At 72.3% G+C, this 16,056-nt stretch carries 11 protein-coding genes; 6 read left to right on the forward strand and 5 right to left on the reverse strand.

Annotated features, from left to right (window positions below; all coding sequences use genetic code 11):
• Positions 1 to 21 precede the first annotated feature (21 nt).
• Positions 22 to 654 (reverse strand): response regulator transcription factor, encoded by a 633-nt coding sequence (locus tag ACWGDX_RS30705; protein WP_453630870.1) that lies wholly within the window; start codon positions 652 to 654, stop codon positions 22 to 24.
• Positions 654 to 1,916 carry a sensor histidine kinase gene (locus ACWGDX_RS30710; protein ID WP_453630826.1) on the reverse strand — a complete coding sequence of 421 codons (1,263 nt, stop codon included), beginning with the start codon at positions 1,914 to 1,916 and terminating at the stop codon, positions 654 to 656. The genes ACWGDX_RS30705 and ACWGDX_RS30710 overlap by 1 nt, the downstream gene beginning before the upstream one ends.
• Before the next feature lie 393 nt (positions 1,917 to 2,309).
• Here ACWGDX_RS30710 and ACWGDX_RS30715 point away from each other — a divergent pair, with 393 nt between their 5' ends.
• From ACWGDX_RS30715 to ACWGDX_RS30735, 5 genes are all read left to right on the forward strand, one after another.
• Entirely contained in the window at positions 2,310 to 3,056 is a 747-nt protein-coding gene (locus ACWGDX_RS30715) for an ABC transporter ATP-binding protein (RefSeq protein ID WP_453630828.1), read from the forward strand.
• Positions 3,050 to 5,740, forward strand: a complete 2,691-nt coding sequence (locus tag ACWGDX_RS30720) for an FtsX-like permease family protein (RefSeq protein ID WP_453630830.1) — start codon at positions 3,050 to 3,052, stop codon at positions 5,738 to 5,740. The genes ACWGDX_RS30715 and ACWGDX_RS30720 overlap by 7 nt, the downstream gene beginning before the upstream one ends.
• A gap of 144 nt (positions 5,741 to 5,884) precedes the next feature.
• Positions 5,885 to 7,036, forward strand: coding sequence for a PP2C family protein-serine/threonine phosphatase (locus ACWGDX_RS30725; RefSeq protein WP_453630832.1), 1,152 nt, complete (start codon positions 5,885 to 5,887; stop codon positions 7,034 to 7,036).
• A gap of 225 nt (positions 7,037 to 7,261) precedes the next feature.
• On the forward strand, positions 7,262 to 7,588 hold the full coding sequence (locus tag ACWGDX_RS30730) for a plasmid stabilization protein (protein WP_453630834.1): 327 nt from the start codon (positions 7,262 to 7,264) through the stop codon (positions 7,586 to 7,588).
• A 685-nt stretch (positions 7,589 to 8,273) separates the two neighbouring features.
• Complete coding sequence (locus tag ACWGDX_RS30735; protein WP_453630836.1) at positions 8,274 to 8,630, forward strand: hypothetical protein; 357 nt, start codon at positions 8,274 to 8,276, stop codon at positions 8,628 to 8,630.
• 103 nt (positions 8,631 to 8,733) lie between these two features.
• Here the strand turns inward: ACWGDX_RS30735 and ACWGDX_RS30740 are convergent, their stop codons facing one another.
• The 3 genes from ACWGDX_RS30740 to ACWGDX_RS30750 all read right to left on the reverse strand — a co-directional run bounded on the left by ACWGDX_RS30740 (position 8,734) and on the right by ACWGDX_RS30750 (position 14,779).
• Positions 8,734 to 9,717 (reverse strand): adhesin, encoded by a 984-nt coding sequence (locus ACWGDX_RS30740; protein WP_453630838.1) that lies wholly within the window; start codon positions 9,715 to 9,717, stop codon positions 8,734 to 8,736.
• Positions 9,718 to 9,974: 257 nt separating this feature from the next.
• Complete coding sequence (locus ACWGDX_RS30745) at positions 9,975 to 12,008, reverse strand: MFS transporter (protein ID WP_453630839.1); 2,034 nt, start codon at positions 12,006 to 12,008, stop codon at positions 9,975 to 9,977.
• Between the two features lie 314 nt (positions 12,009 to 12,322).
• Entirely contained in the window at positions 12,323 to 14,779 is a 2,457-nt protein-coding gene (locus tag ACWGDX_RS30750; RefSeq protein WP_453630841.1) for a D-alanyl-D-alanine carboxypeptidase, read from the reverse strand.
• 171 nt (positions 14,780 to 14,950) lie between these two features.
• Here ACWGDX_RS30750 and ACWGDX_RS30755 point away from each other — a divergent pair, with 171 nt between their 5' ends.
• On the forward strand, positions 14,951 to 15,691 hold the full coding sequence (locus tag ACWGDX_RS30755) for a GOLPH3/VPS74 family protein (protein ID WP_363079537.1): 741 nt from the start codon (positions 14,951 to 14,953) through the stop codon (positions 15,689 to 15,691).
• Positions 15,692 to 16,056 lie beyond the last annotated feature (365 nt).

The following is a 16,056-nucleotide window of genomic DNA, read 5'->3' on the forward strand; positions in this document are numbered from 1 at the left end:
CGCGCGACCGGTACCGGGGGGTCATGCCCGTAGGTACGCGAGCACCGCCAGGACCCTGCGGTGGGTCTCGTCGGCCGGAGGCAGGTCCAGCTTCGTGAAGATGCCGCCGATGTGCTTGCCGACCGCGGCCTCCGAGACCACCAGCTCGCGGGCGATCGCGCCGTTCGACCTGCCCTCCGCGATCAGCGCCAGGACTTCGCGCTCGCGCGGGGTGAGCCGCTCCAGCGGATCGCGGCGGCGGCGCAGGAGCCGGCGCACCACCTCGGGGTCGACGACGGTCCCGCCGTTCGCCACCTCACGCAGCGCGGCCACGAACTCCTCGACCTGGCCGACCCGGTCCTTCAGCAGATAGCCGATGCCCGATCCGTCACCGGAGTCCAGCAGTTCGGCCGCGTACATCCGCTGCACATACTGGCTGAGGACCAGGACGGGAAGCGTGGGCCGCCGCTCGCGCAGCCGCACCGCCGCGTGCAGTCCCTCGTCCTGGAACCCGGGCGGCATGCGCACGTCCGTCACCACGATGTCGGGTGTGTGTTCCTCGACCACGGCGACCAGCGTCTCCGCGTCACCCACCGCCGCCACCACCTCGTGGCCGAAGCGGCTGAGCAGACCGATGAGTCCTTCCCGCAGCAGCACGCTGTCCTCGGCGAGCACTACGCGGAGCGATCGGTCCACTCGCAAGGAAGCTCCACACGCAGCACGGTCGGTCCGCCCGGCGGACTGGACAGGGAGAGTCTGCCATCCAGGACCGACACCCGGTCCGCGAGACCGGTGAGCCCGCTGCCGGCCGTGGCGTCGGCGCCGCCCCGGCCGTCGTCGCGTACGTCCAGGAACAGCCGCCCTTCGCAGTGGTGCCCGGTCACTTCCGCGCGGTTCGCCCCACTGTGCCTGGCGATGTTGGCGAGCGCCTCGCAGACCACGAAGTACGCGGCGGACTCGACGGCCCGGGGCAGCCGGCCCGGCAGTACGAGGTCGACGTCCACGGGGATCGCGGAGCGGTCGGCGGCGTCGGAGACCGCCGCCCGCAGGCCGTAGTCCTCGATGACTTTGGGATGGATGCCGTGAATCAGCTCACGCAGCTCCGCGAGCACCTCGCCCGCCTCCTCATGGGCCTTGGCGAGCTGGTCGGCGAGCGGTCCGGGCGGCGCGTCCAGCCGGGCCAGACCGAGGGTCATCGTCAGCGCCACCAGTCGCTGTTGCGCTCCGTCGTGCAGATCGCGCTCGATACGGCGCCGCTCCGCCTCGAAGGCATCCACCAACCGGACCCGGGAACGGGCCAGTTCGACGACCTTGGCGCCCAAATCCCCCTCGCGCGAGGCGATCAGGAGACGGGTCAGCTCGGCTCGGGCGCCCGCGGCGACGCCCAGAACGTACACGCACAGGCCCAGGAGGACGATGCCGAGCACGGCGACGCCGAAAGCCGCCGGCCATGTGGTGACCGTCCACTGCTTGAGTACCTTCGCCTCGCGGCCGTCGCCGGCCGTGGCCATCAGCAGCGGGGTGACCGCCATGGACAGGGGAAAGAGCAGCGCGACCGCGACCGCCAGGGCGTCGACCGGCCACAGCAGCCCCGCGAACAGCAGGGCGAAACCGAGTTCGCGCCAGGTGGCCCGTTCCCGCAGCCGTGTCGTCAGCCAGGCCCGCGGCCCCGGTGCCGCGGGTGTCCGGTGCGGGGCGGAGGCCGGATCCAGGTCGATCAGACGCAGTCTGCGCCGCTCCGCCCACGCCACCGGGATTCCGGCGAGGGCGGTGACGATCAGCAGGGGAAGCCCCACCAGGACGAGGGCGAGGATCCCGCCGACCGCCGCCAGGGTCACGATCGCCACCAGGGCCGCCGCGCCGGTGACCGCGCCGGTGACCAGATACCCCGCCGAGCGCCACGGCCACGCCGACAGCAGGAAGTCGGGCCGGGACATGGCCTGCCACACATTCCGGGGGCGCGCGGGCAACCGGGGGTGCGCGGGCAACCGGGAGTGCGGGGGCAACCGGGGGTGCGCGGGGATCCGAGGGTGCATGGGGATCACGCTAGGAGGCCCGCCCTCCGCTGTGCCATCGGGCCACGTGGTCGATCGGGGGTAGGGCCCGCCCTACCCCGAGTCTCGTCCCTGCCGTACTGCGCCGCGGTGGCTCCGCACGGTTTGGTGGAGGAGCCGGCCCGGGGCGCCGTTGGCGTAGGGACATTGGACATTAGGGATAGTAAGGACAGTGGGGATGAGCAATGGGGACATGTGAGCCGTGTGCGCTGAGTGAGCTGGGTAAGTCGTCTGGGCTGGGTGAGCCGGGTAAGTCGTGTGGGCTGGGTGAGCCGGGTGAGTCCTGCGAGTAACGACGGCATCCAATTGCGCTCCGTCACAAGGCGGTTCGGATCGGGCGGTGGGTCCGTGACCGCCCTCGACCAGATCTCGCTCTCCTTCCCGGGAGGAACGTTCACCGCCGTCATGGGCCCTTCCGGCTCCGGCAAGTCGACGCTCCTCCAGTGCGCCGCCGGGCTGGACCGGCCCACGTCGGGCTCGGTCGCCATGGGCGGGACCGAACTGACGAAGCTGAGCGAGACCAAGCTGACCCTGCTGCGCCGCGAGCGCGTCGGCTTCGTCTTCCAGGCGTTCAACCTGCTGCCCTCGCTGACCGCCGAACAGAACGCGGCGCTGCCTCTGCGGCTCGCCGGCCGCCGCCCCTCGAAGGCCCGGGTCCATGAGGTGCTGCGCCAGGTCGGACTGGGTGAGCGGGCGCGGCACCGCCCGTCGGAGCTCTCCGGTGGCCAGCAGCAGCGGGTCGCGCTGGCCCGCGCGCTGATCACCCGTCCCGAGGTCCTGTTCGCCGACGAGCCGACCGGAGCCCTCGACTCGCGGACCGGCCGCGAGGTGCTCACGCTGCTGCGCGGCATGGTCGACCACGGGGGTCAGACGGTCGTCATGGTCACGCACGACCCGGTGGCCGCCTCGTACGCCGATCGCGTGGTCTTCCTCGTCGACGGGCGGGTCAACGGCGAGCTGATCGCGGCCTCCGCCGAGGACATCGCGGCGCGCATGACCAAGCTGGAGGCCGTACCGTGCTGAGCACCGCCCTGCGTACCCTTCGCGCCCGCTGGGTCACGTTCGCCGGCAGCTTCGTCGCCCTCTCCCTGGGCGTGGCGCTGATCGCCGTCATGGGTTTGGCCCTCGCGTCCTCACTGGACGCGCCCGAACGCGCGCCCGAGCGGTTCGCCGCCGCGCCCGTCGTGGTCAAGGGCGCGGACACCCTGCGCGTGCCCACCTCGGCCGGCGACCGGGTCCAGAGGCTCGCCCACCCTCGTGCCGTGCCCGACGAGGTCGTCGCGAGGCTGAGGAGACTCGGCACCGTCGTCGAGGACCGGTCCTTCGCCGTACGGATCCGGGGCGGACCAGCCGACGTACAGGCCCGGAACGGGTCGACCACCGCGCAGGCCCGAGGCGGACCAGCCGACGTACAGGTCCGGTACGGACCAGCCGACGTACAGGCCCGAGCCGGGTCAACCGCCGAGCAGGCCCGGGGCAGGTCGGCCACCGCGCAGGTCGGGAGCGCGCCCGGCGGCCTGGTGGGGCATCCCTGGTCCACCGCCGCGTTCGCCCCGTACCGCATCGACGCCGGACGTGCGCCCCGCGCGGCCGACGAAGTCGTCGTCAGCGGTGACTGGGCCGCCCCGGGCACCCGGGTGCGGACCGACCGCGGCACCGTACGGGTCGTCGGGACCGTCCTCGGAGCCATCACCGGAACCGTCACCGGGACCGGCTTCGAGAACGCCGTCTTCTACACCGACCGGCGCGCCGCCGAACTGTCACCGCGCAGCACCCAGCTCGTCGTGGACGCCGACCCCGCGGCCGTGCGCGAGGCGGTACGGGGCAGCGTCGGCGTACGGGTCCTCACCGGCGACGCGCGCAGGTTCGCCGACGCCGATCCCGACCGGGACAGTGAGGCCCTCACCGCGATGAACGCCATGTTCGGCACGGCCGCCGGGGTCACCGGATTCGTGTCGGTGTTCGTGGTGGCGTCCACCTTCGCGTTCGCGGTCGCCCAGCGGCGCCGGGAGTTCGGGCTGCTGCGCACCGCCGGGGCGACCGCGGGGCAGATCCGCCGCATGGTCGTCGCCGAGGCCCTCGTGGTCGGCGTACTCGCCTCGGCGACCGGCTGCGCGCTCGGCGCGTACGGGGCGTCGGTGCCCGCCGCGTGGGCGGTCGACGAAGGCCTCGCGCCCGGCTGGTTCACCATCGGCGACGACATCTGGCCGTACCACCTGGCCTTCTGGACGGGGCTGCTCGTCGCGCTCTGCGGGGTGGTCGCCGCGTCCTGGCGGGCCGGCCGGACCGGACCCGCCGAGGCACTGCGCGAGGCCGCCGCGGACACCCGGGCGCTGACGCGGGGCCGCCGGCTGTGTGGCCTCGCCCTGCTGCTGACCGCCGCCGTGACGCTCGGCCTGGCGCTGGTCACCGCCCCGGGCGAGCTGTTGCACCGCAAGACCTATGTGAGCCGGCCGATGCTGCTGATCACCGCGGTCGCCCTGCTCGCACCGGCCCTGGTACGTCCGCTGACCCGGCTGCTCGCCTGGCTGCCCGCCCGGCTGCCCGGCGCCGGCGGCATGCTGGTCCGGGAGAACGCCGCCGCCGGTGTCCGGCGCACCGCCGCCGTCGCGGCACCTGTCCTCGTCACGGTCGCGCTGGCGGGCTCGCTCCTGGGCGCGACCGCCACCCTGAACGAGGCGAAGGCCACCGAGGCGCGCGAGCGGACGGCCGCCGACTTCGTGGTCACCCCGGCGGACGGCGCGGGCTTCGACGCGGCGACGCTGCGGAAGATACGCGACGTGCCCGGCGCCGAGGTATCCGGAAGCGACGTGCCCGGCGCCGGCGTGTCCGTTTCGTCGTCCACCGCCGTCTACGTCCTGGAGGACGGCACGGCGCTCATCAAGTCCGAGGCTCGGGCCGCCCACCCCGGACCGCTCGCCGCCACCACCCGGCTGCCGCTCACGGCCGGAAGGGTGAGCGACCTCGACGACGGCTCGATCATCGTCAACGAGGAGTGGGAAAAGCACTCTGTGGGGGAACTCGTGGACGTGTGGCTCGGCGACGGTACGAAGAAGTCGCTGCGGATCGCCGCGGTGATGACCACCGGCACCGGCGGCAACGGCGTCTACATCACCCCGCGCAACGCGTCCGGCGCCACCGTCGACCGCGTCGACATCAGCCTGGCGGACGGAGCCGACGAGACCCGCGCAGGCGCCATCACCGACATGGCCGACGGTCTGCGCGAGGCGGTACGCGCCTCCGGCGGGCACGTTCACACCAAGGACCAGTGGGTGCGGGCCAGTTACCCCGAGACCAACCGGACGACCCGGCTCGGTTTCCTCCTGGTCCTCGGCATCGCCCTCCTCTACACCGGCATCTCCCTGGCCAACACCATGGTCATGGCAACCTCCGACCGGGTACGCGACCTGGCCGTACTTCGCCTGGCAGGGGCCACCAAGGGGCAGGTGCTGCGTTTGGTCGGTGCCGAGGCGCTGATGGTGGTGGCGGTGGGAGGAGTGCTGGGCCTGCTGGTCGCCGGGCTCAATCTGATGGGCATGTGGAGCGCCCTGGGCGTCCTGTCGGTGTGGACCTCCGTCAAGATCCCCTGGACAGCTCTCGGCACCGTCGTGGCCGCTTGCGCGGTCCTCGCGGTGGTCTCGTCCGTCGTCCCCGCCGCACTCGCCCTGCGCCACAGGGCGGTGGAGCAGGCAGGCGTCCGGGAATAACCCCGGCCGGCCAGGCGCGAGTCATAAGTTGGCAATATAACCACATAGGAGCATAGGTCGCTGCCAATCGGGCAAAACCGGCAAATGAATGTTCGCGGATTTCGCGCGGATCGGCTGCTGGAGCATCCGATGGGGCGCGGTCTGGTGACTGTTCCGATCGCCTTGATCGTCGTGATCACCGCGGTGGACGTACATATGCCGGTGGATGTTCATCTGGGCGCGCTGCTGGTCGTCGCGCCCGCCCTCGCCGTGTCCTTCGCCGGGCCGCGGCTCACCTCACTGATCGGAGCTCTGGCGGTGTCGGCCGAGGTGTTGATCGCCACGCTTCACGGCGGCCTGACCAGCACCAATCACATCGCGCAGATCATTTCGCTGACCGTACTCTCCACCATGGTGACGTTGATCTGCCTGATACGGGAGCAGCGTGGCCGGGAGCTGAGCCGGGTGCGGTCGGTGGCCGAGACCGCACAGCGGGTGCTGCTGCGTCCGCCGCCCCGGCGGGTCGGGCCGTTGCGGGTGGCCTGGCTGTATCTGTCCGCCGAGCACGAGGCCCGGATCGGGGGCGATCTGTTCGGGATCGCCCGTAGCGCCCGCGCTGGCAGTCGCGTGGTCATCGGGGATGTACGGGGCAAGGGGCTGGCCGCCATCGGGGAGGCGTCCCTCGTGCTGGGCGCCTTCCGTGAGGGCGCCCACCGCTGCGACACACTGCCCGAGCTGGTGACGGCGCTCGAAGAGAGCGTCAGCCGGAGCATGGACGAGGTCGCGGACACCGAGCACGATCACGGCGAGCACTTCATCACCGTCCTCACGCTCGACCTCCCCGACCATGCCTCACGCGCCGAGATGGTCAACTGCGGCCATCCTCCACCACTGCTGCTGCACGGACACCATGTCCAGGTCCTGCACTCGCACTCACCGGCACCGCCGCTGGGCGTGTGCGAACCGTACGAAACGGTCTACGGCACCGACTCGTTCACCTTCGAGAGCAACGACACCCTCCTGCTCTACACCGACGGCGTCATCGAAGCCCGCTCTCCGGAAGGGGTCTTCTATCCGCTCGCCGAACGTGTCGCCTCCTTCCCCAAGTCCAGCCCCGAAGCCCTGCTGCGCCGTGTCCACGAGGATCTGCTCAGCCACACCGGTAAGCACCTCGCGGACGACGCCGCCCTCATGGTCATCGAACGCACCCCCTCCCGGCTGCGTCTCCACACCTCCCCGATCCCGGCGCACCCCCACTCCCACGAGGTCACGGAGTGGGTCAACGGCAGCACACTGCCGCCCACCACGCCCAACTGAGGTCGGGACAGAGGCCGCAGAGGCGGCGGAGGTGCCCGCGCGGTGTCCCTGCCCCCGTCCCCCGTACGGCTCATTCCGTGTCGCGCCGGGACGCTTCGGGGCGTGCAGTGGGAACGGCGGGCGTGTCGCGGCGGTCCGATGTGAGGACCGTGGTTCAGCGGGTACGCGCCGATGCCGAGCGCGCTCGGCCCATGAGGGGCGGAGCCTGGTTCAAGGAGAGGTGCCATGCCGCGAGGTTCGAGTCCCAAGCGGGACCGTCAGTACGAGCACATCAAGGAGGGCGCGGAGAAGCGGGGAACGCCCACGGGCCGGGCGAAGGAGATCGCGTCGCGCACGGTGAACAAGGAGCGGGCGCGCTCCGGGGAGGCGAAGACGGCGAGCAGCGCCTCCCTCCGCGACCCGAAGTCCGCTTCGCAGCGTGGTGGGCAGCGGTCCCCCAGCGGTGCGCAGGGGCCGACGAAGGACCAGTTGTACGCCGAGGCGAGGAAGCGGGGTGTCGAAGGCCGTTCGTCGATGAACAAGGGCCAGCTCGCCAAGGCCCTCGGTCGCTGACTCCGCGATTTCACGATTCCGCGATCCGCATCCGCGATTCCGCGATCCGCGATTCCGCGGTCGGCCGGTGACTCGGTGGCGCATGTCGGCAACACGCCATCCACGTCCCTTCCAGCGACCACAACGATCCCAACGACCCCAGTGACTCAGCGATCCCAGCGATCCCAGCGACCTCGATGATCGGTCTCCGCCTACGGGTCCTGCCGTACGGCGGTCGTCCAGGGCAGTGCGACCTGGCCGGTGACAAACCAACTCCACAGACCGATCCGCAGCCCCTCACCCGCCCCGGCCGACCAATTCGGCGAAGCTGAGCGCCGGGTCCCGGCGCGCTCCCGCGGCGGGACCCGGGTCGGCGGCGGAATCCCGTCAAGTGCCCGTAGACAGCCGCTCTGTCGGTGGACGGGACGCCCCGCGCGGCGTCGGCGCTGTGACGGCGCGCCACCGGGCGGGTGACAATGCCCGGCCGGCCGCGCGGGAGCCGGTAGATCCCTGGGCCTGAGGGCTGTCGGGGACGGGTGTCCGCTCCCCGGCGCACTCGGCCCGACGCCCTCGGCGTGGGTCCCGCGGGTCCCGGATGTTCCTCGTCCGGTCCGCGACGGCCCCGTACACCTCGCACCACACACCCCGGCCGTCGTTCGGCGGCGGCTCCGGGTGTCCTCGCTCTCGCACAAGGAACCGTGATCCCATGGGTATCGCCCCTCGCCTCGCCGCCACCGCCGGCGGCCTCCCCCTCACCCTCGCCGTCGGCGGTGTGCTCGCCCTCGGCGGTGCTCTCACCGTCGCTCCCACCGCCGTCGCTGCCACCACCGCCGCTCCCACCGCCGTCGCTGCCGCGACCTTCGACGAGTGCGTGACCGCCGTCTCGCCGAACGCCCAGGACACCGAGAAGGAGGCCCCGGGCAGCGGCCTGGTCGAGGCGGGCTGCGAGTCGGGAACCGAAGGTGGCGCGCGGGCCCTCAAGGAGTGCGCCGGCCAGCTCAAAAGCGCGGGTGTCACACCGAAGACCGCCGCCGACGCCTGCCGCAGGGCCGCGCGCGACTGACGCCGGGGCCGGTGCCAAGCGGGCAGGCGGGGAGGCCGGAAGGCGGTGGCAGGCTTGGGGGGCCGGAAGCTCCTGGCAGGCCGGGGGGCGGGGAGCGGCCGCGTCAGGCGCAGTCGACCTTCATCTGGGCCGCCGCGTGGTGGGCGCCGTAGCGGTCCGGGCTTCCCCAGTCGCGTCCCCGGTCGAGGAGTTGTACCGAGAACGACTCGCCCTCGACCCGGTAGCTGCCCACGCTCACCAGACCGCCGCGGTGCGCGGTCTGGCGTACGCCGAAGGCCGCGTACGCGGACGTGACGTCCGAGGGGTCGGTCAGAACGCGGTAGACGGTGGGGTGGCCCGCGGTGTCGCGGTCCCGGCCGCTGTCCGGTACGTAGACGGCGAGGGCGCACTTCGCGTACCCCTTGCCCAGCTTCCAGGACCAGACCGCGGTCGAACCGCGGTCCTGGTCGGGGCTGCCCGACATCGGTACGGCGGAGAACCTGCCGTCGCAGGTGTCGCCCCGGTGGCCGCCGGAGGTGACGGTGTACCAGGCGGCGTCACCGTTCTCGAAGCGGCCGTGCTCGCGGTACTCGCCGCTCGCGCAGCCCGGCCCCGCCCAGGCCGTGTAGCCGGCGTCCGGACCGGACCCGGTGGCCATGGAGGTCACCCCGTCGTCCGGAGAGGGCATGTCGCCCCCGGCCTCGGATTCGGCCCCGGTCTCGGTCCCGGAATCGGCCCCGGCCCCGTCATCGGTCTCGGTCCCGGCCAGTCCCGGCAGTTGCGGTGGTCCGAACCCGGTCGGCACGGCGACGATCCCGGTCTCCTCGACGTCGTTCACGCCGTTCCCACCGTTCCCGCCACCGGATCCGGCCACCGCGGCGACCGTGGCTCCCACACACGCGAGGGCGAGCACCGCTGTCGTGGCCAGCACGCGTACGCGCCTTCGCGGGTGCGAGACCTCGGCCGAAGGCCCCGGGATCCCCGAGAACGCCGTGGGCGACGCCCTTCCGCCCGTACGGGCATGGATACCGGTCCCCGGGCGGATACCGATACGGGTGGTGGCACCGGCGGCGGTACGGGTGGTGGCACCGCACACAGGACAGCCCATGCCCGGCAACGGGCCTCCCTGGCCTCCCGGACCTTCCCGGCTCCCCCAGCCTCCCCGGCTCCCCCGGTTTCCCCGGCCGCTCGGGCTTCCCCGGCCACTCCCGCACCGTTCGCACCTCATGCCGCCTCACTATGGGGGATCGCGGGGAGCCCCGGCAGCGGAAGCCGGCGATTCGTTGACCTTGACCCAAGGTCAGGGCGCACCGGCCCGCGTACGGGCGGCAGCAGCCCGCGTACCCGGCCGGCCCCCGCAACCGGTCAGCGGAGTTCCTCCGGGCACGCCGTCCCCCGTGGGAGCTGGTACGGCGCCGCCAGGCGGTAGACCCCCGGGCGGGGGGCCAGGAGTTCGGTCCATTCGTCGCCCTCCACCGTCTCCTCCGCCTTCATCAGACAGCCGTTCGGGTTGGTGAAGACCTTCGGGCCGTCCTCGTCCGTCTTGGACGCCTCCGTCTCCTGCGGGGGTACGACGCTCTTGCCCTCCTCGTCCACCAGCCCGAGCCACGGCGAGTACGGGATCCGGATCAGCACCCGGCCCGCCGACTTCACATGGATGGTCAGCTCGCCCGCGCCCGCGCGGTCCACCGTCGCCGGCGGGTCGGCCAGCGGCTTCGGGTCCTTGACGGCGAAGAGCTGCCAGTTCGCGTCGCCCCAGACGTGCTCCAGATAGGGCTGGCCCCGCTGTACGAGTTCCGCCTCCAGGGCCGCGCCCGAGTCCGGCCTGCCCTTGGGGAGCACGACGTAGTGCACGGCCCACCGGTCCAGCCAGCCCCGGTAGCTGTCGGCGGTCAGGGTGTCGTCGTAGAAGAGCGGATTGCGCTCCATGTCCGCCTGCCGGTTCCAGCCCCGGGCGAGATTGACGTACGGCGAGAGCGCCGAGGCCTCGCGGTGGCTTCTGGCCGGGACCACCTCGACCCGGCCCTTCTCCGCCCCCACCTGCTGCAACTGGTACACCAGCGGCGCCAGCTCACGCGCCCAGGACGCCGTCGGCGCCGTACGCACCATGTCGTCCACGCCCTTGAAGCCGATCCAGACGTTCAGTCCGACGAACGCGACCAGCAGGGCGTATCTGCGCCGGCCCCGGGGCGCGGTGTACGGGACGGCCGCGAGCAGCACCACACCGCCGATGATCATGGCGAGCCGGGAGACGTTCGACCCGATCTGCGAGTCGATCACATAGGTGAGCAGGACCCCGGCGCCGTAGACGGCCGCGGCGGCCCGGACCGTACGCCAGTCCCTGGGCACGAGCACGAACACGAACACCGCGAACAGGAAGGGCAGCGACGCCGTCCCCACGGACATCGGCTGTGTCCCGGAGAACGGGAAGAGCCACGCGGAGAGCGCCACGACGGCGGCGGGCGCGAGGCCGAGCGCGTACGCGCCGGGGCGCCGCTTGTTGAGGAAGAGCGCCGCCGCGACGACGCCGAGGAAGAGTCCGGCGACCGGGCTGGCCGCCGTCGCGAGTCCGGCGAGCGGGGCCGCGGCGACCGCCTTGGCCCAGCGTTTCGTACGCCAGCGGTGCGGCCAGCAGAACACCGCGGCGACCGCGCCGAGCGCGAACATCACACCGAGGCCGAAGGTCACCCGCCCCGACAGGGCGTTGCAGAGGAACGCGAAGATCGCGGCGACCGAACACGCCACCGGATTGCGCACGGCACGGACACGGACCAGGATCAGCGCGGTCAGCGCGCCGGACACGGTCCCGGCGACCATCATCGTCGTACGGACGCCGAGGACGGACATCAGATACGGCGAGACGACGCTGTACGAGACGGGGTGCATCCCGCCGTACCAGGCGAGGTTGTACGCGGAGTCGGGGTAGCGGCCGACGAACTCGGCCCAGGCGTCCTGGGCGGCGATGTCGCCGCCGCTGTTCGCGAAGAAGAAGAACCACAGCACGTGGAGCGCCGCGGCGACCAGGGTGGTGCAGAGGACCGGGTGACGCTCCACCCATGCGCGCGGACCAGTACTGGGCCGCCCGGCCCGCCCGAGCCGCCCGGGAGGAGACGCCGGCGGAGGCTCTCCCGGCCCCGGGCCGGGCCCTGGCGCCGGTTCCGGCCCGGAGCCGCGGGGCGCCGGGCCGGAGTCGCGGGACCTGTGCTCACCGAGCCCCGGCCCGGAGTCGCGCGGTTCCGGCCCGGACTCGCGGGGCTCCGTGTCGTGCTCGCGGGGCTCCGTGTCGTGCTCGGGCGAGGGCGGCCCTATTCGCGGCCGTTTCTCTCCCGGGGCCGGGGCCCCGGAGGGCTCGCCAGGGGTGGTGTCGCCGTCGGCGCGCGTCGGCTCAGTGGTCGTCACTGCGGCTCTCCACGTCTTTCCGTCCCGCCGTCCGTCCGTCTGCCCCGCCCGGTGCGCCGCCCCGACGCCGCCCCGGCCCCCGCCCACCGGCATGTTCCGCGTGCACGGCGCGCGTGTGTTCGTCCCGCCTACGCCAGGACGCCGTCCCCGCGTGTCACGGTTGCCCGGCCGTGTTCCCCGGCTGTTCGGCCAGATGTCCGTTTCGGGACGCTAGCACGTGCCGACGGCGGAGGAGGGTGCCCCCACCGGCGCTGTAAGGAACACCTCGCGCCGGTGCGGACACCCTCCTCGGGTGGTACGGGTCGAGCCGCGGGTCAGCCGACGCGGGTCAGCTTCGCGCCGAAGCCGGGCTCGGCCAGGTCCTTCTGGAGCGCGACCGGGGTGGAGACCTTGCCGGTGCCCGAGCCGATGGTCAGCTCGCCGACCACCGTGCCGGCCTCGGCCGAGTGCGGAACCTGCCGGCCGGCGCCGACTCCCAGGTCGAGCCTCACCTCAAGACCTGCCCAGCCGACCGCCTTCAGGTCCTTCGTCGCGACGACCGGGGTACGGCCGCCGAGCCCGTCGTCGACGTATCCGACGACCTCGCCCTTCTTGACGACGGCCGCGGAGGTGACACCCTCCTGGGCCGCCTTGATCACCTCAAGGCTGTTGGTGATCGCGAGCTGGAGCTTGTCGTCCAGCGTGGCACCCTTCTGGGCACCCATGACCGTACCGACGATCCGCCGGCTCTCACCGTCGATGATGGTGTCCGCGGTCCAGAGCAGATTGCCGCCGGCCGGGGTCGAGGAACCGGTCTTGATCCCGCTCACCCCGGGCTCCAGCAGGATCCGGTTGTTGTTGTAGATCATCGGCTCGACGCCCGGGATCTTTATCTGGGGCGTGTTCACGATCTCGCGGAAGACGTCGTTGCGCATGACCGCCTTGCCCAGCTTGAGCTGGTCGGCGGCGGTGGAGACGGTGGAGGCCTCCAGACCGCTCGGGTCCGTGTACGTGGTGCTGGTCATGCCGAGGTCCTTGGCGGCGGCGTTCATCTTCTCGACGAAGGCCTCCTCGGACGTGGCGTCCCAGCGGGCGAGCAGCCGCGCCGCGTTGTTGCCCGACGGGATCATCAGAAGCTGGAGCATCTGCTTCTGGGTGAACTGCTCGCCTTCCTCTATCGGCGCGGTCGACTCGTCGGGGCGGTTGGACTCCTCGCCCGCCTGCTTGTCGACCGTGATCTTCGGGCCCACCTCGTCGCCGGTCATCGGGTGGTCCTTGAGGATCACATAGGCGGTCATGGTCTTGGCGACGCTGGCGATCGGCGCGGGCTTCTGCTCGCCGTACATACCGACGGTCCCGACGCCCTCGACCTCGACGCCGCCCTGGCCCTCGTCGGGCCACGGCAGATCGAGCTTGCCGCCGTCGAAGGTGTACGTGGGGTCGCCGGAGAGCGTCAGCCGGGGCGCGGGCAGGGGCCGCAGGGCCTGTACGACCGCGAAGACGACCAGGAGGAGCAGGACGAGCGGCGTCCAGATCTTGACCCGCCGCACGGCCGTACGGACGGGGGTCTCGGGCGGCGGCGGGGTGTTCGTCAGCTCGGCGAGCAGATCGAGCGGCGGCAGCGGCGGCATGGGCTGCTGCCGGGTCCGCTCGGCCTCGACGGGAGCCGACGGTACGTCGCTCCTGCGCAGCGGCACGAACGTACTGGCCTGCTCACCGGAAGGGTCACGGGAGGGGTCACCGGACGGCCGGGCGGACGGTTGGGCGGAGGGCTGGGCGGACGGAGTGGCGGTCGGTCCGGCCGTGGCCCTGGCACTCGTCTTGGCGGACGACTCTGCGGGGGGCTCTGCGGACGACTCTGCGGTCGGTCCGGCCGCGGGCTTGGCCGACGGCCCGGTCTTCGACTCACGGGGCAGCTTGAGCGAGGTGGTGGGCTGGTCGACCCGCTCCCGGGGGAGCGCCCTGAAGACGGCGGTCGGATGGTCGACGGGCTCTTCGTCCTTCCCGTCCCCGTCCCGGTCGTCCTGCCCGTCCCCGCTGTCCTGCCCGTCCCCGCCGTCGCCCTTGGCCCAGGCCGGGCGGGGCCGCGTGAACGCGCCCTCGCTCCTGCGCTCGACCTTGTCCTTGCCGGGGTCCTTGTCAGCGTTCTTGTCGGCGTCCTTGTCCTTGTCGGCCGACGGGGAGTCACCGCGCCTGTCCTCGCCCCTTTGTGACGGAGCGACAGCCGTGGCGGCGGCTCGGGCGCGGGCGCCCGCGTCATCGGAACCCTTGGCCGAAGCGCCACCGGTGGCGGTACGCACTCCCTCGGCGGCGCTCGCGGCCTTGTCCGGCGTCGAGGAGCCGTCCCGGCGGGCCTCGCCGTCGCTGCCGTCGGCCTTGCCGTCAGCGCTGTCACCGCCGTCGGCCTTGCCGTCCCGCGCGTCCTCGGGCTTCCGCTCCCCGCCGTCACCCTCGGCGGCCTCGGTGGTCCGGGTGGTCCCGGCGTCCTCGGAAGCAGCTCCCCCGGTCGGCCCCCCGGACGTTCCCCCGGACGACGCGCCGGGACGGGGTGCGGCTCCGGGGGGCAGGGTCAGTGTGCGGTCGGGGGACGAGGACCGCGGGGGCGTGTCCCGGGTCTCGGAATCCTCCGTACGATTTGCGGTTGCGACGGCCGACGGCCTCGCCTCCGGCGACGATTCTCGGAAGACCGCGAGCCTCGGGTCACGTTCGCCCGGAGCCGTCTCCCCCGGGGAATTCCGCTGCTCCGACTTGCCGGGGGACTCGCCCGCCACCGTGTCTCCTTCGTGTCTCATCCGACGTACCGGACTGTCCGAACCATCTATCAGTGTCCTGCTCTGGGACCTCGGCCCCCGTGCTAGACGAGAACGACATACATAACGGTTCCCGCACAAAGCACCCAGGCACTCTCGACAGACCAATGTGAGAGGGGTCACCCTGTCATTCATCCACGCGGGGAGGCATGGATGGGCAGGAGCCGCAGAACAATTCCGGAGGAGCTTCTGTTGCTCGCTCTGGACCCGGCCACGGGTACCACAGCGCAGCCGCAGTCGCTCGACCTCGGCCTGGCCGGAGCACAGCTAGTGGAGCTGGCTCTGGCAGGACGGATAGCCCCTGACGGGGATCGTATCGCCGTGGTGATGCCACGGCCGACCGGAGATCCGACTCTGGACTCCGCGCTGGAACTGCTGCGCAGACGCGGCAGTCCGGTTCGGGCCGTCCATTGGATTGGCGGGCCCCGACTGGGGCTGCGTCAGACCTATCTCTCGCATCTGGAGCGGTGCGGCATGGTTCATGCCGTGGCGGGCCAGATGTGCGGAGTGCTGCCGACGACGCGCTATCAGGCGACGGACACAGCGATCAGCCGGGAAATCAGGGCCCGGCTGGACAGTGCGATCCGCACCGGCGTACCACCGGACCCGCGGACCGCGGCGCTCGCCGCACTGGCCCACGCGGTCGGACTCGGCAAGCACCTCTACCCCGGTAACGAGGGGCGCTCGTCGCGCTCCCGGCTCCGGGACCTGATCAGGCACGACCCGATGGGCGGTCTCGTGGCGCACGCCGTGATGGACGTCCAGAACGGCGTGGGCGCGCAGCAGCGCCGTAACCCCGCCCAGGGCGCCCCACCCAGCGCTCAGGGCGGGCGGCCGTCGGGTGTGCCGATGCAGCCGCACCGCGGGAGCATGGCCCGCGTCGCGGCGCACTGAACACCGGCGGACGGCAGCCGAGGACAACCGCACAGGCATTACGGGAGAAGCACCACCGAACACCGTCGCACCGACGTCCCCAGACCCGGTTCGGGAGCCGCAAGAGACGCGCGGGGCAGTCTGACTTCACAGACTGCCCCGCGCGTCGCGTTCCGGCCCGGAAGTCCGGGCCGCCGTGGTCCGTCGTCGCCCGCCCCGGCGCCCGTACGGCCCATGGCGCCGTCCTGACACCCCCCGACACCCCCGGCAGCCCCTGGACACCCCCTGGCGGTCGCCCGGCGGTCATCTCCCGGCCTCCGCGCCCCTTCCGCGCCCCCATCTCACGCCGGCCCCCCTCGCGAACTCGTAGCGGCCCCGTAGCGACG

Source organism: Streptomyces sp. NPDC055025 (assembly GCF_053608565.1).

Excerpts from the sequence above, each read along its gene's own strand:
- ACWGDX_RS30710 (WP_453630826.1), bottom strand. The coding sequence starts at position 1,916 with ATGTCCCGGCCCGACTTCCTGCTGTCGGCGTGGCCGTGGCGCTCGGCG.
- ACWGDX_RS30730 (WP_453630834.1), top strand. The coding sequence starts at position 7,262 with ATGCCGCGAGGTTCGAGTCCCAAGCGGGACCGTCAGTACGAGCACATC.
- ACWGDX_RS30735 (WP_453630836.1), top strand. The coding sequence starts at position 8,274 with ATGGGTATCGCCCCTCGCCTCGCCGCCACCGCCGGCGGCCTCCCCCTC.
- ACWGDX_RS30740 (WP_453630838.1), bottom strand. The coding sequence starts at position 9,717 with ATGGGCTGTCCTGTGTGCGGTGCCACCACCCGTACCGCCGCCGGTGCC.
- ACWGDX_RS30750 (WP_453630841.1), bottom strand. The coding sequence starts at position 14,779 with ATGAGACACGAAGGAGACACGGTGGCGGGCGAGTCCCCCGGCAAGTCG.
- ACWGDX_RS30755 (WP_363079537.1), top strand. The coding sequence starts at position 14,951 with ATGGGCAGGAGCCGCAGAACAATTCCGGAGGAGCTTCTGTTGCTCGCT.